Source organism: Enterococcus faecalis (genome assembly GCF_029024925.1).
Lineage (GTDB): Bacteria > Bacillota > Bacilli > Lactobacillales > Enterococcaceae > Enterococcus > Enterococcus faecalis.
In genome coordinates, this window is sequence record NZ_CP118962.1 from 2,470,424 (window position 1) to 2,493,130 (window position 22,707).

Genomic DNA, 22,707 nt, shown 5'->3' on the forward strand with positions numbered 1-22,707 from the left:
GTTTTAACTCCCTTTCCTTGGTTGCGGTTTCCGCTCGAACTGCTTTTCCATCTTTGTTGCATCCTGGACATGGAATAGGTGTTGCATAATTAAATCTGTCTTTGCCCCAAATCACACGCTGATCTTGACATCTAACACACTTCATTCTTATTTAGCCCCTTTCTATCGATTTATTTTTAAGGCTTTAAAATGCGTTTTAAGCCGTTTTTCTTTCTTTACATCTATTTATATTCGCTTGATTGTAAAACTTCCCTACGCTGAATATATTCGCTAAAAATAACATTTTAGATACCTGATACTCGCTTATCCGATGTTCCCTCAATTTTCATCACAAAACCTTGTGAATTACTCATGATGCGAGAAAGGATTCTCTCCCCATAAGCTTGGCTCATTTCTTTACCTGTTAAGTTCGTTGTAAATACTGTTGCTTTATTCTGCCGAGCTTCTACAATGCGATTTAAGGTGTCATTATTAAAGTTGGTACTGTCATTCCCTTTAACGCCTAACTCGGCCCCTAAGTCGTCCAAAACAACTAAATCAGCGCTTTTAATCTCTGCCATTAAGGTTCCTGTTATTGTCTTTCTGACTTGTTCATCTTTCATCGCAAATTTTAGCTGTTCTAAGAGTTCCGCATAACTAATAAATAAGCAGCGTTTATCATAGTTTGATTTCTCCAACACTTCCCAAGCAGTTGACATAGCCAAATGACTTTTACCAACACCGCTTTTGCCTGAAAGAATCATATGAATTGGTTTATTCAAAAGAATTTCAGTTGTAGCTCGTTTAGCAATTTCAAAAGCAAGCTTGGTTTCTGTGTCTACTGTTTTGTAAGTTTTAAAGCGACAATTAATTAAATTTTTGTCGGTATAAAGAGAGCTGTACTTCAAGTAATTAATCGCTCTGGCTTTCAAACTATCGTTAAACATTTTCTCTGTTTCAAGGTCTTCTGCTTTTTTGCGTGCTTTATAGCCACATTCCATGCAAGTTGGCGGACACCTATCGGACCCATCTTTGTTTTTTGCACGCCAAGCATAAAGATTTCCTCCGCACTCTGGACATGGATCAGGTGTAATATAAAGCAACGTTTTAATCATTTTTGAAAATCCATCTGATGCTGACTGCATTCTTTCACTTCCTAAAATCCAAGATCATCGTAATCCGAATGACCTGTATTTGATTTCTGTTGCTTGATCGTTTTCTTTTGCTTCCTTGCCGCTTCTCGATCATCAACAGATTTGAACCCTCTTTGTTCCCAATCTTTCAATATGGCATTGATATAGTTATAGTTTCTTGCGTTTGCATCAATAGCAATTTCAATAGCTTTAACAATTAATTGTTCAGCATCTTTTTGACTAGCTCCGATTTTTTCAAAATCAGAAATCCAATAATCAAAATCGGTCATAGTTTTAGACGACATCAATCCAAATCCGTTATTTTCCCAAATTGAACGAATGGACGACCCTTTATTGTTATTATTATTACTTCTTAGGTTCTTAGGTTCTTTAGGTTCTTGTTTATGTTCAGTTCGTTGTTCAGTTTGATGTGCAGCTTGTTGTTCACTTCGTTGTTTTTTCATTTCAGAAAAGCTTTGATATTCTGCGTAGTTACTGACTTTGTACCATGTCCCGTTTTGTCTACTTCTGCTTAATTCAATCATGTCATCTTTAACAAGCAAATCTAAAAATTTTCTGACGGTGTTTCGGCTTACTTCCCACCTTTCAGAAAGTTTTTTTTCGGATGTAATTCTTTCTCCGACTTTCACCGTTTTTAACTCTCCATCAAAAAGAATCTTTCTGTCTTGGTGATTGGCCATGAATATTAAATCAAGCCACCATTTAAGGTATTGAGGATTTTCCCAAATCCAGTGATCTTGAATGGTCCTATAAAGTTTTATCCAACCTCCAATGGCCAACCTGCTCGCCTCCTTTTATAAATCGTCCATACTGGTAAAATTTGTAATTTTGTTGTGTCCTCTACAATATTCACAAGTTCCACAACTGATTGGTTCTTCTTCGCCTTTTTTCACTCGCACAACATGCTCGATGTTTTCTTTTAATTCTTCTAATTCGTAAATCATTTTTTCTTCGCTAATAGTGATTAGTTTTGCTTCACTAGGTGTTTGTTTCGAAACGGCTGCAATGAGAGGAAGAAAATTTTTGTCATATTGTTGGCGAAGCAGTTCACAATAAACTGCCATTTGTAACACGTAACCGAAGCGTTCAATGAAGTTTGCTTTTCTGTTTAAACGTTCATCCCATTTCTTCTCATGCATATCTTTGGTTGTTTTGATGTCTACAAAATACTTTTCTTCTAAATTTAAACAATCGATTTTCCCTTTCCACATTGCACCGCCAATTTCACCTGTGACGATCACTTCTTTTTCGCCTTGATAAATATTTAAAAAGGCTTCTTCTTGTTTTAATCTTTCAATCATCTGCTCCGCAATTTGGAAATCTTTCAGTAGACCAAACGGTTTTCTTGAAGAAAACATCTTGCTTTTGTTTTCTTCTTTAAATGCTTCATGAATTTCTGGTGATTCAAAGTAAGAATGAACATAATTACCAACAAGCAATGCTTTTGGATCGTTTTCTGGTGTCCATTCGCCTTTTAACTTGGCAAGAGCTGCAGCTTCACATTCAAGAAATTTTTTATATTGAGAGACAGACATATAAGCTAGGTCCGCTTCTTGTGAATAATAATTTTCATCAGAAAGGATAATCGTCTTCTTCAATCGTTGAGACATCAGCTTCACTCTCTTTCTGATTGGTTTCATAACCAGCCATCACATCTAAAGTTTCCTGAACTGGTTCTTCTAAAATTTGTTCAGCCGTTTTCGTTAAATCTTCTTTTTCAATTGGGTTTGCTTGTTCAATATCGTTTTCTTGCTCAATAACTTTTTTATTGTTGGCAAATAATTTTTCTTCAAGTGCTATTGCTGTATCTGCAACTGGTTCTGCTTCCTTACGTCTGTTTTCATCATATTCGTATTCTGTTGTTCTATTAATCGCATCTGTCAGTAAATCACTATCATCGCTTGTATTGATAAATGTTTTAGCGGCTCGATTGATTACTGTACGTTTAGCCATTTCTCCTGGAAAATCATTTTGAACATTTTTTGTTTTCGCTTTGCTCCAAGATTTGTCAATTTCTTTTTTTGTCATAACGGTATAAACACGTTCACCATCGTTTTTTTCAATTACTGCAAAAGCACCAATAATTTCATTGTCTTGATTTGCGAAGTCTGGCTCAAATTCTTTAACGACTGTTCTGCCTTTTTCACTGCCAATCCTAAACACATCACCTTTGTGAACAACTTCCGCCCAAATATCTTTAACATTTGATAAACGTTTCAAAACGGCTTGTGTTCCAAAATATGATCGTTGCATTTGTAACTCTTTTCCATAAACAACAAAATAACATTGGGTTTTTGCTGGACTTAGGCCTTGAACAACCATATCTAATAAAGTGTTAGCAACAGATTCTTTTGTAACAACTTCTAAAGCAGGTCTTTTATTTCGATCTTGTACTTTTTGAATTGCAAACCATGCTGATTTTAGAGCATTCGATGCATTGTAATTAGCTGGCAATTGTAACCCATCCTGCTCTAAACCTTTAATTCTGTTAGAAACTGCATCAGTAACGTCTTTTTGTAAAATAATTTCCCCCATCATTGATTCTCCTCTTCTTCGTCATATTCCCATGTTGGCTCTAATGCTTCTTTTTCTTCTAGCGGCTCTTGTCTAGCTCCTAATGAATCAAATTCAGGCATTTTCACCACTCCCAAAATATTTTCGTTTTGTTTTCTTCAAGTTCAACGTGATCAAATCCTTCTGTTTCTAATTGAGATAAAAACGTTGATGTAAGACCTTTACTATTCACTACGCAACTTGTGTTACCATTTGCTGCTGCAGTTCGAATTGATTGAACAATCCTATTTTGAGCATTCGCTAACATTAATTCGTAAACATCATCACTTAAACCTCTTACTTCAATCATTGTTTTTCCTCCGTTTTGATTTGTGTTATACTTTTGTAAACATTTATTTTTGTAATTGACCTACTTTGATGGCCGTCGAAGTAGGTCTTTATTTGTTGTTCCATCTTTTCATTCCTCATCATCAGACATCTTTTTGTAAATTCTTTCATACAGAGTCAATTGTCTTTCAAGCTGATTTAATGTATAAACGCTATTGTGTTTACGTTGATTAGATTGCATAAATTGCAAATTATTCTTCAATACATCGATTTTTTCTAGTACTACTTCTTTAACCATTTCAGTTTCATGTTCATTCAAAACCGATTTAGTCTTAGTTTTCATATGTGGTGGTATAGCTTGTTGTCGAGTTGGTAAAACAGCTCCTGTCCTACTATCTTGAAATGTTGGTCGTGAGTTCATTTGTTGAATGGTTAAACTATTTATTCGGTTTTCAGCTTCACTTAATCGTTCACTAATTACCCAATTATGAAAACACAAGATAGCTAATGGAATTGCGACTATTCCTATTACGTCGAATACATTCATTTACTTCACCTCGCGATTCTGTTTCCTCTTGTAATGTTCACCAGCGTTATCGGCGATCCAACTATTAAATGAACATAATTCAATGACAAGGTTATAAGTCATCAACACCAGTGCATAAATCAGTAAAATCTTTCCGTCTGCTTTAGTGCCGATTAATAAACCCACTCCGAATATATATAATCCGTAGGTTAACCTATTTAGGTTTCTGTACATTTTTTTCATTTTGTTTTTTATCGTCCTTTCCTTTAATAGTGTACGTATGCGTGATGCCTGTTTTACGTGTCATAACGTTACAATATGCTTGACCTAATAAATCAATATTTACTTGATCTGCCATTTTATTCACCTCACTTGATATTTAAGATTTTTTTGATTTTCTGAACTTGCTCTTCTGAACGTCTACGACCATGAAGAATATCTGACAAGTAAGGGCTTGAAATCCCCAGTTGTTTTGCTAACCAAGATTGGTTTTTGCCTGCACGAATTAGAGCTGCTCTAACATCAATCGCTAAGTCTTGTGACATATTTATTACTCACTCCCTTTTATTTTTAATTTGTAAGCTAAAAAATTAGCTAATTTAATAAAACCTGTTGACACATTTTAACCTATAGATTAAAATGTAATCATAGTTAAATAAGCCTTTTAAAGACTAGTAAATAAACACTATTACCGTTCCCCAACGATTTTTACATTTTATTTATTGGTTTTATTTGAGAACTTATTAGCTAATAAATTAGCTTACGGACATAGTATATTATTCTAAAGTTTAAAAGTCAACCATTTTCGACAAAAAATTAATCTTTAGAATAAAAATAGGTCTGTAAAGCTTTAAGGAGCTTTGATATGACAGCATTTGATAGAATAAAAAAAATTACAGACCGTAGAGGTATTTCCATTAATGAGTTAGAAAATCGAGTTGGAATTAGTCAAAATGTATTATATGGATGGAAGAAAAAAACTCCTGGCGGTGAAAATTTGACTAAAGTTGCTAAATATTTAAATATTTCCACTGATTATATTTTAGGAATAGTTGATAATCCAGAACCTTTTGTCGAAAAAAAAACTGATGATTTAGACGATGTACTAGATAACGTCATGAGCTTTGATGGTGAACCACTTGATGATCATGACAGAGAAGTTATTCGTGCTTACTTGAAAGGAAGATTCGGAAAATAATTTAAAGGTTGTGCTATATGAAAAGTATCAAAGAGTTGGTTGAAGAATATAATGTGGAGTTGGTCTTTACTACATTACACAAAAAAGCTTGCTTCGAATCAGAACATGGTGTGATTTTTGTTAATCAAAATTTATCTACTGAAGAACAAGAAGAAGCAATTTATCATGAATTTAAGCACGTGAAAGATCATGCTGATTTGATGGCACTATACAACATCCCTATTTTTAGATCAAAAATGGAAGCAGAAGCTGAACATTATATGTTCGAATGTTTGATTGAAAAAAACGATGGTCAGTTTAATTATTCTAACGTAATTACACATTATAATTTAAAAATGGGGCAAGAAACTTATCTAAAATAAAAAAGCCCGTGCGACAACACGGACTTATACCTCATTTCGAGATTTGCTGATAAAAATATTATAACAGAAATGAGGATTAATTTAAAAATGAAAAAAATAGCAATGCTAGGATTAGTGGTTATTAGTATTATTTCATTAGCTGCGTGTACTGATTCTGAAGTAACTAAGGTTGATTATGACAAGACTAATAATAGTATAGTTGAAACAGATAGTCATGCGAAAGCTGAGTTTGCAACCATCGCTGAAAAACAAATAACTAAAAACTATGCAATTGATAATTTTAAAATTGATTTATCTAGCATCAAAGTTAACCAGTTTCCTGATGAAATTAACGCCGATACTGGTGAAGTATACAAGAATGTTATGAATGGTGGAGGAAAATTCACTTTTCAAGACAAAATTTATGATTTTTCGCTTATTTATTCAAAAAAAGACGAATCGAAATATACTGTTCTTTATTTATATAGCCCATTAGATAAAACAAAAACTATGGAAATACCATTAAAGAGCGATCAATAATCTATAAAAAAATAACGCACCCTCCGACCAAGAAGTTGTGCGTTAAAAATAGAACCAAAATAGGCTTATTTTGTTACGCCTATTTTACCAAAAATAATGAGGTGAAACAATGGCAAATGAAATAAAACAAGTAGCGTTATACATACGTGTGTCTACAGATCAACAAGCTAAACATGGTGATAGTTTGGATGAACAACAACACACTTTAAATGAATACGTAAGACAACAAGGAAATATGAGAGTATTCAAAACTTATATAGATGATGGCATTTCAGGTCAGAAACTATATCGTGATGAATTTCAAAAATTATTGGATGATGTTAAAAAAGGAAGAATCGATACGATCTTATTTACAAAATTAGATAGATGGTTTAGAAATTTACGTCATTATTTAAATATTCAAGAAATACTAGACAAAAACAATGTTACTTGGTTAGCCGTTACACAACCTTTCTTTAACACAGAAACAGCAATGGGCCGTTCATTTGTAAATCAATCAATGGGTTTTGCTGAGCTTGAAGCACAGATGACTTCTGAAAGAATACGTGCTGTTTTTGATAACAAAATACGAAAAGGTGAAGTCGTTAGTGGAAAAGTTCCCCTTGGCTACGAAATCAAAGACAAACATCTTGTTCCAAATGAAAAAGCTGAAATAGTAAAAGAAATTTTCCAGTACTATTTAGAAACTGGTAGCATGCGTGCCACCGTTAGACATTTAGAAAATCATTTCAGCATGACAAGAGATTATCAAAGCGTTCGGCAAATGCTTACTAATAGAAAATACATTGGTGAATTACGAGATAATAAAAATTTTTGTGAACCTATTATTGATCGTGACGTATTCGAAAGGGTACAATTACAACTTTCAAAAAATATTCGTATGAATAAAAAACGCGACTATATGTTTACTGGATTGTTAGTTTGTAGTGAATGTGGTTGTAATTATTCCGCCACGGCGGTTATTAGCCGATATGTACGCAAAGACGGTACGACAAACCCGAATGAAAGACATTTATATAGATGCACCAAAAACCGTAATAACGTAAAAAAATGTAGTAATAAAAAAGGTATATATGAAACTACACTAGAAAATTTCCTTCTGGAAAATATTGAAAAACAAGCAGAAGAGCTGTCTGTAAAAATGCAACAAGAACCCGAAGTAAAAAAAACTAAGAATACTAACGATAAAATAAAAAAGAAAATAGATAGACTAAAAAAAGCTTATCTAAATGAGGTTATAACATTAGAGGAATATAAAAAAGACAGAGAAGAATTAGAAGCACTTTTAATACCTGAAAGAGATAATAAAATTGCTAAAATTGATTTGAACTCACTGCATAACTACTCTACTGCTGAATTTAGAGATGGATATAAACAGCTAACTATTTCGGAAAAAAGTTCTTTATGGCGGCAAGTGATTAAAAATATTGTGGTTTATCCAGATGGAAATTTGAAAATAAATTTTTTAGGATATTGATTTTATTTGCACTAATAAATACTAACCAGATGGATGATTATGAGCTAATAGTATGCGAGCAGAAGAATATTTAACCGCTTCCCGAAAAATTTCGCGTGGATGAGCAATACTTTGATTCAGTGAACCTTTGAAAATCGTTTTCTGTTGGATAATGTCATTCTTGGTATTCAAGTAAATACAAATTAAATGTTCTTGTTGCAGCCCCTTCATCTCTTGGAGTAATCGTTGAGCGACTTGTTGACTGGACGTAACTTTGCCAAATTTGATTTGACTACTTTGATAAATTCGACACCCCAATTCAATGGCCGCACGTAATTCAATGGCTTTCACTTGGCCAATGCCTTTAATAGCCATTAACTCGTTCAACGTGGCTTGCTGCAAATAAGAAAGCTGCTTAAACTGTTTTAACAGCGTTGCGGCAACAGTCATCACGTCTGCTTCTTTTGAGCCAGTGCGTAACAGAATCGCCAACAACTCTTGATTCGATAATGCTTTTTCTCCTATCGCCAAGAGCCGTTCTCGTGGTAAACAATCACTCGGCATCTCACGAATAAACAGATCCGATACTTGCATAAAAAAACCTCCTTTGCTAGTCATTAATAAACTACGCAAAGGAGTGTTGTTTTTATTATTTTAAATAATGTGGCGCTTGATGTAAACTCTCCAAGACATGTAATGTTTTCTCTTGGATAACTTCAGTTGGTTGCAATAAATCAGGTACCATGATCACTGGAATGCCCGCACTATGAGCCGCACTTACCCCATGAAATGAGTCTTCGAAAATCAAGGTTTTCGGGGCTTCTGTTCCTAAAAGTTGACGAGCTTTTTGAAAAATTTCTGGGTCTGGTTTTGCTCGTTTAACATCCTCTGCTGAAACGATCCCTACAAAACGATCCTGAATCCCAGCATGGCTTAATAACATTTCAATTGCTGGACGGACGTTACTTGAAGCAACTAATCGAGGAATTTTTTGATCATCTAAAAAGTCGAGAAATTCCACCACCCCTGGTTTTAAAGGTACATTACCAGATTGAAACTCTTGCAGGGTATCATCATAAGAACGGCGGATAAATTCTTCCACTGTGTCGTGACCATAGGATGCATAAATACGTCGGTAATTCTCTTGTACTTCTTCATCGGAAATCCCAACATAGTCTAAATAGACTTCTTTACTATATGGTAACCCCATTGCATCTGCTACTTTTTGAGTAGATGTATAGTAAATCAACTCCGTATCAAAAAGCAACCCATCCATATCAAAAATTACGCCATCAAATTTCTTCATCATTTCCTCCTATAGTTAAAAGTAATTCTCTTACTTGAGAAACAAAATATAATGAACCTGTTACTAATAATAAATCATCTGTCGACATTTTTTCTAAAATTTCGCCTAAGCCAAATTGCCATAAAGACACAATTTCTGTTAAATCGTCTTCATATTTTTCCATTTCTGTAAGTGCAATAGCTTTAGGGTAATCAAAGCTAGTTAAGTAAAGATGCGCATTCGGTACTTGCTTTAAGTCCTGAATCATCTCATCCACATCTTTAGTTGCTAAAGCTGAAAATAAAATATGAATCGTGTGTTGTGGAAACTCTTTGCGCAAGTTTTCAACTAAGCGTTTTACTGCATGATCATTGTGGGCACCATCTAAAACAATCAACGGTTCATCACTAAGACGTTCCATTCGAGCTGGCCATTGCGCTTTAGCCAACCCTTGAGTAATGTCTCGTTCTTTAAACGGCAAATGTTGTAGTTGGCAATACTTGTCAAATAATTGAATAGCTACCGCCGCATTTTCTACTTGGTGACGCCCCAACAAGGGAACTTTAATCTTTGTCAGTTTGCCCATTTCTCCATAGAAATTAAATACTTCCCCCCATTGTGTATCAGGATGTAGATATTCCACTTGATACTCTTTGCCAAAACGAAAAATTGGACTCTGTTTTTCTTGTGCGACTTTTTCAATGACTGCTAGCGCATCAGCACAAATATTGCCTGTTACTACTGGGACTTTTTCTTTAATAATACCCGCTTTTTGATAGGCAATTTCAGCAATTGTTTCACCTAAAATTTCTGTGTGATCCTTCCCAATTGTCGTAATTCCCGTCAATAATGGCTTCACGACATTGGTGCTATCAAGTAATCCACCTAAGCCAACTTCAACAACGGCGATATCCACTTGTTCATTCACGAAATAGTCCAAGGCCATTCCTGTCAATGTTTCGAATTCTGTAATTCCAGTCACTTCAGTGATCTGGTCTAATTCTTGAATGATTGGTTGATACTTTTCCACATAGGTAATCAATTGTTCGTCTGAAATTGGTTGACCATTTATCGCAATTCTTTCATTAAATGATTCAATATAAGGAGAGGTAAAGGTTCCGACTTTCAAGCCCATTTCTTCTAATAGACAGCGTAAATATGTCACGGTTGAGCCTTTACCATTGGTTCCTGCGATATGAATCGTTGGCACTTTGTTTTCTGGATGATCAATTTTTTCTAATAACGCATTAATCCGATCCAAACCAGGTCTTGAACCAAAGGGTAACCGGCTATGAATCCATTCAATGGCTTCTTCTATTGTTAATTGCATCTTGTCCAACTCCTTGTCTTCTTCTACATTATAACTAAGTTAGGTGACTTTTTCACTAATAACCAATTGAAACTTTTTCTTGAAAACTTTTTGCATTTTTCATAATTTTGCGTTATTAGCGGATACATTAATGAACTTATGGTAAACTAACATTCTGGATGGTTCGTTCCAGCCAGCCAATTAAAAACTATTTTTAGAGCGTTCAACACGCTTATTCATGATTTTTTTATAAAGGTGGACTTATTTTGATGAAAAACAAATCGAAGCTTTTATGGTTAGGAAGTTTTTTCTTGCCGTTTTTACTTCTGTTGCTTGTATGGATGACATTACAACTTGCGCCTTTTGGTGACAACAACTTATTAGTTAGTGATTTAGGCACACAATACATGCCTTTCTTGAGTTTTTTAAAACGCTCTTTTCACGAGGGAATAACTACATTCTACTCTTTTTCCAATGAGATTGGTGAGTCGATTGTTCCTTTGGCAGCCTATTACTTACTGAGCCCTTTTAATGTGTTGGCTTTCTTTTTTCCTTATGAACAATTACCTATAGCAATTTTATGGATTATTACCTTAAAACTTGCCTTGATGGGCACGACGATGTTTAGCTATTTAAAATACACCTATCAAAAAGTTGATGGCACCACGTTACTTTTTTCAACGTCCTATAGTTTCTGTGGCTTTGTCACCGTCTATAGCCAAAACTTTATGTGGTTGGATGCACTGATTCTATTCCCGCTTATCTTATTGGGACTCCAACGTTTATGGGATCAACGCAAATGGGGCTTATACAGTATAACCCTGTTTTTAGCGATTGTGACGAATTACTACATGGGTTATATGATTTGTCTCTTTGCTGTTTTGTACAGTATCTATTGGTTCTTTAAAAAGAATACCCAAGCCCATGCTATTCGGCAATTTTTTAAACAAAGTCCGTTATTCATCCTCGTTTCTTTTTTAACAGGAACCGCAACTAGCTTTTTATTATTACCTGCAGCAGAAGGGATGCTCTATACAAAAAAAGCAGACTTTGATGTCTCGACGTTCTTTTTAACGCCTAAGTTCAACACTTCGTTCTTCTCGCAATTAGGCTTAGGTTCTATTAATTATGAGTTGCGTTTAGACCATTTACCAACCGTTTTTGCTGGATTATTTGTGACACTCCTCTGTGTTGCCTATTTTCAAACGAAACAAATTGCGTTAAAAGAAAGAATAGCTTCAGCAATTCTTTTATTCATTCTTTTTTTAAGCTTTTGGTTAGAAGCCTTTAATACTGTCTGGCACATGTTTCAAAGCCCAGCTGGTTTCCCTTACCGAAATGTCTTTATTTTTAGCTTTTTATTGATTGTCTTTGCCTATGAAGTTTGGCTTAAAAAAGTGACCATTCCTTGGACCGCACCTATTATTTTTAGTCTGCTGTTAGTCATTGGCTACGGATCTTTGTATTATGGTCCACAAAAGAATCTCTTAATTTCGATCAATTATTTATGGCTAAGTTTACTTTTTATTTGGTTGATTTTCTTTTGCTTGCGTTTAGCACACAAAAAGGCCTTAAGAAACTATGTAGTCGTTGCTTTATTCTTACTGGTCAGCACAGAATTAACAACGAATTTCTGGATTTCTTTTAAACACATGCCCTTTGGTAGCCAAGCAACATTTGCCCAAGATTACCGAAAACACAGCCAATTAATCGATGAAAAAATGGCCTCAGCACCAGAACTTTATCGCATGAAACAAGTCATTCCTTCCAAAGAAACAGGGTTCCGTGAAATCAATAACGGCTACAACAATCCTTTACTTTATGGCTATGCTGGCGTTTCTAGCTATACTTCGACTTTAACTGCCACTACCCAAGACACATTAAGTGCGCTAGGTTTATATCGAAAAAATGATCGCCGGATTGCTTATGTGGATAATTCACAACTAACCAATTTACTTTTAAATGTGAAATATGACTTTTTACCAATTGAAAAACCTACGAGTGAAAAATTGCTAAAAACAGTTGGTTCCACGAAAATCATGGAAAATGATGAAGCGATCGGTATGGGCTTTTTGGCGCCAACCGCATTAACCAAGTTAAAATTAGCAAAAAATAATCCTTTAGATGCCCAAGAAGAACTCCTGCAAACGCTCGTGCCGACGGATAAACCTTACTTTAAAACAGCTTCGTTGATAAATGAACCTCATCATACCAACGAAACAATTGAAGCAACATTTAAAGTGAATAGCACTGGTGACTTGCATCTTTATATTCCGAATTTAAAATGGAAAAAGGTTACACAATTGAAGGTAAACCAACAAGTTATCTCGACGCCGATTTATATTGCAACCAATCAACTGTTCAATTTAGGGCATTTTGAAAAAGGAACTACCGTGACCCTGTCACTAACTGCTGAACAAGTGGTTGATTTAACCAATTGGCAACTTCAAACTTTAGACCAAACAGCCTTTAATCGTGCGGTTGACAAATTACGCCAACAAGCTCTTCACGTGAATGCAACTAAAAAAGGCCATTTAAATGGCGCACTGAATGTACCTGGAAATGACACTCAGTTACTGTATACGTCCATTCCTTATGACCAAGATTGGCAAGTCAAATCGTCGCTACAAAAAGAACCCTTAAAAACACAACGCATTCTAGGTGGCTTTTTAGCTGTTGAAGTCCCAGCTGGCAAACAGCAGTTAACCTTTGCCTATCATCCAAGAATGATTTATCTCGGCACTGCCGTCAGCGGAACGATTTTACTGGGAACGGCTGGTTATCTTGGCTTTAAAAAATACCGTCGAAAACGTCAGGAGGCCACTCATGACTAATCAGAAAAAATTTTTAAATGGACTCATTCGGTGGTTACCCCTAGTTGGACTGGTGCTTTTCTTCGGCTTAATTTTATGGGGATATTCCAGAGGGATTTTTCATTCTGTTGCTTCCTTGCAAGCTTTTATTAAACAGTTTGGTAACTATGCGGTTCTGTGTTTCGTTCTTTTACAAATCGTCCAAGTGATTATCCCTATTCTACCTGGAGGAATCTCTTCTGTTGCAGGAATGTTGATGTTTGGCAATTTGCAAGGACTTTTGTATAGCTATCTTGGATTGATTATTGGTGAGTTTATTGGCTTTTTACTGGTTCGTTACTATGGACGTAGCTTTGTAAAAATAATCCTTTCACCCAATAAATACAAAAAATTTGAAGAGATTTTGGACAAAAATGAACACAATGTCAAAAAGCTCTTAATCTTTACTATGTTAGTCCCCTTCGCTCCAGATGATATTGTTTGTTTAGTGGCGGGAATTACAGATATTTCTTTAAAAGAATTCATGAAAATTGTTCTTTTATTGAAATTCTGGTCTGTGGCTACTTACAGCTACTTAATGTTGTATTTGTTTCAATTATTTGGCAAATTATAACAAAAAGACAACAAAACCAACGTTTGGTTTTGTTGTCTTTTCTTTTTTAGATTGAACGTAATTGGGCAATCCGTTCTTTGACAGCCTCTTGTTTTTCAAGGTAGTCTTTTTCTTTTGCACGTTCTGCTTCCACGACCTCATCTGGTGCATTTGACACAAAACGTTCATTTGAAAGTTTGCCTTGCACACGTTTGACTTCTTTTGTCCATTTGTCTAATTCTTTTTCTAAGCGAGCAATTTCTTCCTCGATATTAATCAACCCAGCTAATGGTAGGAATAGTTCTGCGCCTGTTAAAACAGCGGACATGGCTAATTCTGGCGCTTCTATTTCACGACTGATGACTAATTCCTCTGGGTTACAGAAGCGTTCCAAGTAGCTAGTATTAGCTGTTAAAAATTCTTCTACTTCTGTATCGTTTGTTTTAATTAACAAGGTAATTGGTTTAGAAAGTGGTGTATTCACTTCTGCTCGAATATTCCGAACCGAACGAATAACTTCTTTCAGAACTTCCATTCCTCGAGCTGCTGCTTCATCGTTAAATTCTTCATGAACAACTGGGTACTCTGCCACAACCAATGACTCACCTTGATGCGGAATTTTTTCCCAAATTTCTTCTGTTACAAACGGCATAATTGGATGCAATAAGCGTAAGATTTGATCCAATGTGTACACCAAGATGCTCCGTGTTGTTTGTTTAGCTGCTTCATTTTCTCCGTAAAGAATTTCTTTACTCATTTCAATATACCAATCACAGAAATCATCCCAGATGAAGTTGTATAATTGGCGACCTGCTTCACCAAATTCAAAACGATCAAATAATTCTGTCACACGGGCGACTGTTTCGTTTAAGCGCGTTAAAATCCAACGATCAGCGACAGTCTTTTCACCACTAAAGTCAATATCTGCAGCAGTCATACCTTCTACATTCATGATAACGAAGCGACTTGCATTCCAGATCTTATTGATAAAGTTCCAAGAAGCATCCATTTTTTCATAACTAAAACGAACATCTTGACCTGGAGCTGAACCATTTGATAAGAACCAACGCAATGCATCTGCGCCATATTTTTCGATGACATCCATTGGATCAATCCCATTCCCCAATGATTTACTCATTTTGCGTCCTTGCTCATCACGAATTAAGCCGTGAATTAAGACATTTTGGAAGGGACGTTCGCCTGTAAACTCTAAGCTTTGGAAAATCATACGACTTACCCAAAAGGCAATAATATCATAGCCAGTAACTAATGTGCTTGTTGGGAAGTAACGTTGATAATCTTCGCTTGCTTCATCTGGCCAACCCATCGTTGAAAATGGCCATAAAGCAGAACTAAACCATGTATCTAAGACGTCACTATCTTGAACCCAGTTTTCACTGTCGGCTGGTGCTTCCATCCCAACATACATCTCGCCCGTTTCTTTGTGATACCAAGCAGGAATTTGATGGCCCCACCATAATTGTCGCGAAATAACCCAGTCATGAATATTTTCCATCCAACGTAAAAATGTTTGATTGAAGCGTGGTGGATAAAATTCAACAGCGTCTTCTGTTTCTTGATTTTCTATTGCTTTTTCAGCTAATGGTCCCATTTTTACAAACCATTGGGTCGATAAACGAGGTTCCACGACAACGCCTGTTCGTTCTGAATGGCCCACGCTGTGATTCATTGTTTCGATCTTAATTAAGCGACCTAATTCTTTCAAGTCAGAGACAATCGCTTTACGTGCGGCAAAACGATCCATTCCTTCGTATTTTCCAGCCAGTTCATTCATCGTGCCGTCTTCGTTCATAACATTTACTCGAGGTAAGTCATGACGATTACCGACTTCAAAGTCATTTGGATCATGGGCAGGTGTGATTTTTACAACCCCTGTTCCAAATTCCATATCTACATAGTCATCCGCAATAATTGGAATTTCTTTATCTACTAATGGCAAGACAACTGTCTTACCAATAAGTTCCTGATACCGTTCATCTTCTGGATGGACCGCAATCGCCGTATCTCCCAACATTGTTTCAGGACGCGTTGTCGCAATTTCAACAACGCCAGAACCATCTGATAATGGGTAGCTCATGTGGTAAAAAGCTCCTTCAATATCTTTATGGATTACTTCAATATCAGACAATGCTGTTTTCGCTTTCGGATCCCAGTTAATGATATACTCACCACGGTAAATCAAATCTTTCTCGTAAAGAGAGACAAACACTTTACGAACAGCCTCAGATAGCCCTTCATCTAAAGTGAAACGTTCACGGCTGTAATCTAAAGAAAGACCCATTTTTGCCCACTGTTCACGAATGTGAGAAGCATATTCTTCTTTCCATTCCCACACTTGATCAACAAATTTTTCACGACCTAAGTCGTAACGTGAAATTCCTTGTTGTGCTAGTTTCTCTTCTACTTTTGCTTGCGTGGCAATTCCGGCATGGTCCATTCCTGGCAGCCATAACGTATCAAAGCCTTGCATTCTTTTTTGGCGGATAATCATATCTTGTAATGTTGTATCCCAAGCATGCCCTAAGTGTAGCTTCCCTGTTACATTAGGTGGTGGAATAACAATTGAATAGGGCTTCGCTTTTTTGTCGCCACTTGGTTTAAATAAATCTTGATCTAGCCATTTTTGATAACGGCCAGCTTCGATTTCTGTCGGTTGATATTTCGTTGGTAAGTTTTTTTCTTCTGACATTTTTTCCCCTTCTTTCTTAAAATACGCGATTTGGAGCGGTAATTATTTTACAAATGAGTTTTTTGGGCTAAACACTAAAATACGCCCTAAAATACTTTCGTATTTTAGGGCGTAGATTCATCTTATTTACGCGGTACCACCTAAATTGCATTTGAATTGAATTCATTCAAATGCCACTCATTCGTGAGATAACGTTCACGAAACGAATCGTTCTACTAACGTACTGTGTTCAAACCATTGACTCACAAGCTACCTTCTCACTGGTTGTGTAAAAGTCTTGCACCTGAACGACTTTTTCTCTAAAACGACGCCAATGATACTCCTCTTGTTCGCTGTCTTTGCTTCATTCTACAATGAAGCGCAAACAAAGTCAATTTGTAATCTAGAGGGATTACACTTTTTTTGTAGCTTCTAACGCTTGTTGATAATCGGGTTCCGACGAAACTTCTGAGACGATTTCTTCATAAACTAACGTTCCTTCTGGGTCAATCACAAAAATAGCACGTGCTAAACGGCCCATTTCTGGAATATACAAACCATAAGCTGCACCAAATGAGTCTTCAGTATCATGAAGCATTTCCATTTCGACACCCTCAGCGGCACACCAATTTGCTTGTTCTTCAACTGTGTTATTGGAAATCGTGATAATCTGAACACCGTCTAATTTCGCCGCTTCTTGATTGAAACGTTTCGTTTGCAGTGAACAAACACGTGTGTCGATATCAGGAACCACACTAATTAAAACCGTTTTACCTTTATAATCTGCCAAGTTGATTTCTTGGTTGTTTAAATTTTTCAAAGAAAAGACGGGGGCTTTTGTGCCAACTTCGGGCTGTTCACCTGTCAATTCTAATACGTGCCCTTTTCTTGTAACATTCATTCTGAAATCCTCCTTTTCTACTTTCAATAATAAGTATAGTAGAGGATTTTTATGAAGACAATTTTATTGCTTTGGGCTATTTGCTAGTGAAAAAGTTTCATTAAAATAAATCAGTGTTTGCAGTTCCGTTGTTAAATCAATATACTGCACACTAACGTTGGCTGGCACACTGACACGGTCTGGCGCAAAATTTAAAATCGCAGTCACACCCGCTTGTACAATTTTGTCGATGGCTTTTTGAGCATGGTGACTTGGTACTGTAGAAATGGCTACCGTGACCCCTTCTTGTCGAACGAATGCTTCTAACTCAGACATATCATGAACTAATAACCCATTAATCGTGGTGCCAACTAAAGCCAAATCATTATCAAAAGCACAGACAATATTCAAATTCTCGTTGCGTCTAAAATTATTTTTTAATAATGCCTTGCCTAAATTGCCACAACCAATCAGAGCAATTCTTTTTTCTTCTTGCGTATTTAAAATATTACTAAATACCTCAATTAAATACGGCACATCGTAACCATAACCGCTTCGGCCCAGTTCACCAACGTGGGAAAAATCACGCCGAATCGTTGCAGAAGGAATCTGGATCATTTCACTAAACTCTCGTGATTTAATGCGTTTAACACCAGAATCCCCTAACATTTTTAAATAACGTAAATAAACCGGCAAACGTTTTGCCGTTGCTTTAGGCATTTTTTTCTCCATCCTCTGTCCTCCTTGTTACCTACTTCACATATTCAGTTTATCACGGTTCCCCTCTCCGAGCAACTTGTTTGTGAAATAAGTACAAAATAAATACAGTGACGTCTAAGCGACCGTCACTGTATTTATTTCTTATAGGAAATCTGCAAATTCGTCTTCTTGTTTATCTTTCGCTGTTTCTGCTGAAATCTCTGTAATTTTGAGTCCTTCTAAGGCCCGAGCCATTAAACCTTCCAAGTCTAAGCGCGCTTCATAATCTTGCGCTTTATCCAAGCGAGGTCGTGTTTTCGGTTGCGGTGGCGCAAAAATTGTACAACAATCTTCGAAGGGTTGGATGGCTAATTCAAACGTGTCAATTTTTTCGGCAATTTCGATAATTTCTGTCTTATCCATTGAAACAACGGGTCGAATTATCGGTGTTGAAGTAACCTCATTAATTGCTACCATACTTTGAAGTGTTTGCGAAGCCACTTGTCCTAACGATTCACCATTAATAATGACTAAACCTTTCCGCATTTCACGAATTGCATCTGTTAAGCGTAACATTAAACGTCGTGTAATGGTCATTAAGTAGCCTTGGGGAACAACTCGTTTTATTTCTTCTTGAATTTCTGTAAAGGGCACTTCAATAAATTGAATAGTTCCTACATAAGGGACTAATTTTTCAGCTAAATCTTTAGCCTTTTGTAACGCTTGTTCACTTGTATAAGGTGGACTAGCAAAATGGACAGCTTCCACTTCCACGCCACGTTTCATAGCTAAATAACCAGCAACTGGTGAATCAATGCCTCCTGACAACATCAACATACCACGACCACTGGTGCCCACTGGCAATCCACCCGCACCGCGAATCGTTTCATAAGATAAATACGCCGCATCTTTACGAATTTCAATTCTTAAGTTAATATCAGGCTTTTTCATTTGTACTTGAATTTCCGGAATGGCTTCAATAACGGCCCCACCTAATTCTTGATTCAAGCCATTTGAATCAAGTTCAAATGAATGGTCCGAGCGTTTAGCAGTAATTTTAAACGTCTTACCTGGCGTATAAACTTCCCGAACAACCTCTTGAACCATTGCACGAATCGCTGGCATTTCTTTTTCAATACGAATACTTGGCGAAAAATTTTGAATTCCAAACACTTTACTTAGTTTCGGAATCACTCCTTCACTATCTTCCCCATTTAATAAAATATGCATTCTATCTCGATCTGCATGGATTTTCAATGCTGGAAAATCAGCTAACGCACGTTTCACATTTTGTGCTAACTGCATGATAAACGTTTTACGATTTTTTCCTTTAGTTGATAATTCGCCATAGCGAACCATAATTTCTGTATACTTCACTCAATTAATTCCTCTCTGTTCCTGTATCTTCACAGGTCAATGTCTTTGCAAATTATACATCAAATAAGGGGCGTTTTTCTAGTGCTTAGTCGAAAAAAATAGTTGATTCATAAGTTCATTGTCTTATGAATCAACTATTTGATAACTTTCTCTCTTGCTTATTGCGCATTCAGGATCCACATGAATCCGACAAAAACAAAGAACAAGCCATACATAATTGGCGAAACTTCTTTCCCACGTTTTGCCGCAATCATTGTAATTGGATAGAAGATAAAGCCTAAGGCAATCCCATCTGAAATGCTATATGTCAATGGCATTCCTAACAAGATTAAGAAGGAAGGGATTGCAATTTCCATTTCGTTCCATTTAATTTTGCTTAAGGATTGTGCCATCAAAACGCCAACAATAATCAACGCTGGTGCTGTAACTTGCGAAGTGACAACTGCTAACAAAGGAGAAAATAGCAAACTGAAAATAAATAAAATCCCGGTTGTAATAGCTGTGATTCCTGAACGACCACCCACAGCAATCCCCGCAGATGATTCGACATATGCGCCAACTGGCGATGTCCCTAATAGAGAACCAGCTAACATCGCTGTTGAATCAGCGGCTAAAGCTTTCCCCACACGCGGCATTTTATTGTCCTTCATAAAACCTGCTTGATTGGCTAAGCCCACCAACGTACCAGCGGTATCAAAGAATGTTACTAATAGGAACGTTAAAACCACGACCCACATTTGAATCGTATTGATATCTTTCACATGTCCTAACGCCACTAAAAATGTTGGTTCTAAACTTGGCGCGCTTGAAATAATCTTATCAGGCATTGGAATAACGCCTGTCGCTAAACCAACAATCGTTGAAATCGCCATCCCAATAAAAATACCACCCGGTACTCGACGAACTAACAAAATTGCAGTTACGACTAAGCCGACAATGGTAACCCACGTTGAACCAACATTCAAAGGTCCTAAGCCAACGAGTGTCGCATCATTAGCCACAATTAAGCCACCTTGGCTTAAACCAAGAAAAGCAATAAACAACCCGATCCCACCTGAAATGGCAAATTTCAAGTCTGCAGGAATTGCATCAATAATTAGCTCGCGTAATTTAAAAATTGTAATAAAAATAAATATCAATGAAGCCACAAAAACGCCTGCTAATGTCGTTTGCCAAGGAATCCCCATACCAACAGAGACTGAATAAGCAAAGAATGCATTAATTCCTAAAGCTGGTGCTGTCGCAATCGGATATTTCGCCAACACACCCATTAAAATACAACCTAAGGCACTCGCTAAAGCGGTGGCAGTAAAAACAGCGCCTTCGTCCATGCCAGAAGCACCAAGTACGGTTGGATTAACGAACAAAATATACGCCATCGAGATAAACGTGGTGAAACCAGCTAACATTTCTCGTTTCATATTCGTATTCAATTGTTCAAGTTCAAAATATGAACTTATTTTTTCTTTCATGTTCCGTCCTCCTAAAATCTAAACATTTTACAATGTTCGTAAAATATTCAATTTATTAATGAAACAACGTGTTTAATCATATAATAAACCAACAAATAAGTAAATATCAAATTCTAAATTCTGTAAAAAACGAACAATCACGATTAAAAAAAGTATTCCTTTCTAGGAATACTTTTTAAATTAAATCGTTTGTGTGGTCGGGCGAACAACCATTTCACTGATTGACATACGATCTGGCGTGTCTATGGCAAAGACCACTGCTTGCGCAATGTCTTCCGCCTTTAAGCCCCAACTTAACTGTTCTAGATGTAACGTTTCAGCTACTACTCGATTAGAAATTGTTTGATAAAGTTCTGTTTGTACAGCACCTGGTGAAATAATCGTTGATTTAATGTTATTCTCTCTTTGTTCTTGTCGCAATCCTTCCATAATTGCTCGAACAGCAAACTTTGTTCCACAGTAGACAGCCGAATCTGGATAAACGACATGTCCTGCCACAGAATCAGTAGCAATAATCTGCCCTGATTTTTGTTCAACCATAATTGGAAGAACTGCCGCAATGCCATTTAAAACACCCATAATATTAATATCTAGCATTTGACGCCATTCTCCTTTTGGTGCTTCAATAAGAGGCGCCGTTGGCATAACTCCTGCATTGTTAAAAAGAACATCAATTCGTCCATATTTTTCCATTGTAAGCTTGATTACACGCTGAACTTCCTCTTCTTTCGTTACATCTGCTTGTTGCACGAGAATCGTTGCTTCAGGAAGTTCTTTTTTTATAGCAATTAAACGTTCTTGTCGACGTGCTGCAATGACTAACTTCGCTCCTTTTCTGGCAAGTAAACGGGCTGTTGCCTCACCGATGCCACTGGAAGCGCCCATGATAACAATAACTTTTTCTGATAATGATTTCATTATATTTCCTCCTTATCTTCCTGAATCCAACGAATAATTTTAGCTGGTGTTCCTGCAACAATAGCGTTAGCTGGCACATCTTTAGTTACAGTCGCATTAGCTGCTACGATAGCATTTTCACCAATCGTAATACCTGGTAAAACAGTGACACCCGCGCCTAACCACGCAAATTTTTTAATGGTAATCGGTGCTAGCAATACACCTCGCCGTTTCATTGGCAGTTCCGGATGATTGACACTTAAGAGATTAACGCGCGGACCAATTAAAACATTGTCTTCAATTATAATGCCCCCTAAATCAACAAACATAGCTGCCCGATTAATAAAAATATTTTTACCAAAATGTATATTGCGTCCAAAATCTGTATAAAAAGGCAATAAAATCGTAACGGTTTCGTCAATTTTGTCTTGGATAATCGTGGCAAGAAGATTCCTTACTTCATTATGTGTATAGGCTTGTTGATTTAATTCTATTAAATAGCGACTATTTTCCTCTTGAATCTGATGAATAAGTTGAAATAGTGGTTCATCTTTATCAATGCTACCTGTTGCAATTAGTTCTTGGAGATTTTTTGTAAGCATTCCTAATCGCCTCCTTTTGCTAAATTTATCGTAATACGTGACAACTCCTCTGTCTAA

At 36.5% G+C, this 22,707-nt stretch carries 23 protein-coding genes, 1 pseudogene and 1 other annotated feature; of the genes and pseudogenes, 6 read left to right on the forward strand and 18 right to left on the reverse strand.

Going from position 1 to position 22,707, the window contains the following annotated elements; all coding sequences use genetic code 11:
- Positions 1–284: 284 nt before the first annotated feature.
- The 8 genes from PYW42_RS12300 to PYW42_RS12335 form a co-directional block, all read right to left on the reverse strand.
- Positions 285–1,124, reverse strand: coding sequence for an ATP-binding protein (locus PYW42_RS12300; protein WP_002410882.1), 840 nt, complete (start codon positions 1,122–1,124; stop codon positions 285–287).
- Between the two features lie 11 nt (positions 1,125–1,135).
- A complete protein-coding gene (locus tag PYW42_RS12305) occupies positions 1,136–1,912 on the reverse strand; it encodes a DnaD domain protein (RefSeq protein ID WP_010816191.1) in 777 nt (258 codons plus the stop codon).
- A 15-nt stretch (positions 1,913–1,927) separates the two neighbouring features.
- Positions 1,928–2,743, reverse strand: a complete 816-nt coding sequence (locus PYW42_RS12310; RefSeq protein WP_010816192.1) for a PD-(D/E)XK nuclease-like domain-containing protein — start codon at positions 2,741–2,743, stop codon at positions 1,928–1,930.
- Positions 2,706–3,671: a recombinase RecT gene (locus tag PYW42_RS12315; protein ID WP_010717378.1), complete on the reverse strand. Its 966-nt coding sequence runs from the start codon at positions 3,669–3,671 to the stop codon at positions 2,706–2,708. Before PYW42_RS12315 ends, PYW42_RS12310 begins: the two co-directional genes overlap by 38 nt.
- A gap of 100 nt (positions 3,672–3,771) precedes the next feature.
- A complete protein-coding gene (locus tag PYW42_RS12320; protein WP_002367281.1) occupies positions 3,772–3,996 on the reverse strand; it encodes a hypothetical protein in 225 nt (74 codons plus the stop codon).
- Between the two features lie 108 nt (positions 3,997–4,104).
- On the reverse strand, positions 4,105–4,521 hold the full coding sequence (locus PYW42_RS12325; protein WP_002370016.1) for a hypothetical protein: 417 nt from the start codon (positions 4,519–4,521) through the stop codon (positions 4,105–4,107).
- Between the two features lie 193 nt (positions 4,522–4,714).
- Complete coding sequence (locus PYW42_RS12330) at positions 4,715–4,858, reverse strand: hypothetical protein (RefSeq protein ID WP_002393055.1); 144 nt, start codon at positions 4,856–4,858, stop codon at positions 4,715–4,717.
- Between the two features lie 10 nt (positions 4,859–4,868).
- Positions 4,869–5,045 (reverse strand): helix-turn-helix domain-containing protein, encoded by a 177-nt coding sequence (locus tag PYW42_RS12335; protein ID WP_002364354.1) that lies wholly within the window; start codon positions 5,043–5,045, stop codon positions 4,869–4,871.
- Between the two features lie 320 nt (positions 5,046–5,365).
- Here PYW42_RS12335 and PYW42_RS12340 point away from each other — a divergent pair, with 320 nt between their 5' ends.
- The 4 genes from PYW42_RS12340 to PYW42_RS12355 all read left to right on the forward strand — a co-directional run bounded on the left by PYW42_RS12340 (position 5,366) and on the right by PYW42_RS12355 (position 8,056).
- Entirely contained in the window at positions 5,366–5,698 is a 333-nt protein-coding gene (locus PYW42_RS12340; RefSeq protein ID WP_002406160.1) for a helix-turn-helix domain-containing protein, read from the forward strand.
- Between the two features lie 17 nt (positions 5,699–5,715).
- Positions 5,716–6,060 (forward strand): ImmA/IrrE family metallo-endopeptidase, encoded by a 345-nt coding sequence (locus PYW42_RS12345; RefSeq protein ID WP_002406159.1) that lies wholly within the window; start codon positions 5,716–5,718, stop codon positions 6,058–6,060.
- Positions 6,061–6,147: 87 nt separating this feature from the next.
- Positions 6,148–6,579, forward strand: a complete 432-nt coding sequence (locus PYW42_RS12350) for a hypothetical protein (RefSeq protein ID WP_010784248.1) — start codon at positions 6,148–6,150, stop codon at positions 6,577–6,579.
- Between the two features lie 109 nt (positions 6,580–6,688).
- On the forward strand, positions 6,689–8,056 hold the full coding sequence (locus tag PYW42_RS12355) for a recombinase family protein (protein WP_002406157.1): 1,368 nt from the start codon (positions 6,689–6,691) through the stop codon (positions 8,054–8,056).
- A 24-nt stretch (positions 8,057–8,080) separates the two neighbouring features.
- Here PYW42_RS12355 and radC read toward each other — a convergent pair.
- The 3 genes and pseudogenes from radC to PYW42_RS12370 form a co-directional block, all read right to left on the reverse strand.
- Positions 8,081–8,629, reverse strand: a pseudogene (gene radC, locus PYW42_RS12360) (RadC family protein); the annotation flags it as partial.
- A gap of 55 nt (positions 8,630–8,684) precedes the next feature.
- Positions 8,685–9,344 carry an HAD family hydrolase gene (locus tag PYW42_RS12365; protein ID WP_002398690.1) on the reverse strand — a complete coding sequence of 220 codons (660 nt, stop codon included), beginning with the start codon at positions 9,342–9,344 and terminating at the stop codon, positions 8,685–8,687.
- The gene (locus PYW42_RS12370) at positions 9,328–10,650 is read right to left on the reverse strand and encodes a bifunctional folylpolyglutamate synthase/dihydrofolate synthase (RefSeq protein WP_002410879.1); all 1,323 of its coding nucleotides are present in this window, start codon (positions 10,648–10,650) and stop codon (positions 9,328–9,330) included. Before PYW42_RS12370 ends, PYW42_RS12365 begins: the two co-directional genes overlap by 17 nt.
- Before the next feature lie 248 nt (positions 10,651–10,898).
- Here PYW42_RS12370 and PYW42_RS12375 point away from each other — a divergent pair, with 248 nt between their 5' ends.
- Positions 10,899–13,463, forward strand: coding sequence for a YfhO family protein (locus PYW42_RS12375; RefSeq protein ID WP_002396518.1), 2,565 nt, complete (start codon positions 10,899–10,901; stop codon positions 13,461–13,463).
- A complete protein-coding gene (locus PYW42_RS12380; protein WP_002361109.1) occupies positions 13,456–14,055 on the forward strand; it encodes a TVP38/TMEM64 family protein in 600 nt (199 codons plus the stop codon). Before PYW42_RS12375 ends, PYW42_RS12380 begins: the two co-directional genes overlap by 8 nt.
- Positions 14,056–14,101: 46 nt before the next feature.
- On the opposite strand, the gene PYW42_RS12385 is transcribed toward PYW42_RS12380, so the two are convergent.
- From PYW42_RS12385 to PYW42_RS12415, 7 genes are all read right to left on the reverse strand, one after another.
- A complete protein-coding gene (locus tag PYW42_RS12385) occupies positions 14,102–16,744 on the reverse strand; it encodes a valine--tRNA ligase (RefSeq protein ID WP_002401043.1) in 2,643 nt (880 codons plus the stop codon).
- 102 nt (positions 16,745–16,846) lie between these two features.
- Positions 16,847–17,086: a binding site (T-box leader), on the reverse strand.
- Positions 17,087–17,135: 49 nt separating this feature from the next.
- Positions 17,136–17,624, reverse strand: a complete 489-nt coding sequence (gene tpx / locus PYW42_RS12390) for a thiol peroxidase (protein ID WP_010730870.1) — start codon at positions 17,622–17,624, stop codon at positions 17,136–17,138.
- Positions 17,625–17,687: 63 nt separating this feature from the next.
- Positions 17,688–18,335 carry a redox-sensing transcriptional repressor Rex gene (locus tag PYW42_RS12395; RefSeq protein WP_002380866.1) on the reverse strand — a complete coding sequence of 216 codons (648 nt, stop codon included), beginning with the start codon at positions 18,333–18,335 and terminating at the stop codon, positions 17,688–17,690.
- A 129-nt stretch (positions 18,336–18,464) separates the two neighbouring features.
- Complete coding sequence (gene thiI, locus PYW42_RS12400) at positions 18,465–19,679, reverse strand: tRNA uracil 4-sulfurtransferase ThiI (RefSeq protein ID WP_010709068.1); 1,215 nt, start codon at positions 19,677–19,679, stop codon at positions 18,465–18,467.
- A 158-nt stretch (positions 19,680–19,837) separates the two neighbouring features.
- Positions 19,838–21,151 carry an NCS2 family permease gene (locus PYW42_RS12405; protein ID WP_002410876.1) on the reverse strand — a complete coding sequence of 438 codons (1,314 nt, stop codon included), beginning with the start codon at positions 21,149–21,151 and terminating at the stop codon, positions 19,838–19,840.
- Between the two features lie 180 nt (positions 21,152–21,331).
- Complete coding sequence (locus PYW42_RS12410) at positions 21,332–22,069, reverse strand: SDR family oxidoreductase (RefSeq protein WP_002359155.1); 738 nt, start codon at positions 22,067–22,069, stop codon at positions 21,332–21,334.
- A complete protein-coding gene (locus tag PYW42_RS12415; RefSeq protein ID WP_002355105.1) occupies positions 22,069–22,650 on the reverse strand; it encodes a DapH/DapD/GlmU-related protein in 582 nt (193 codons plus the stop codon). The genes PYW42_RS12410 and PYW42_RS12415 overlap by 1 nt, the downstream gene beginning before the upstream one ends.
- Between the last annotated feature and the right edge of the window lie 57 nt (positions 22,651–22,707).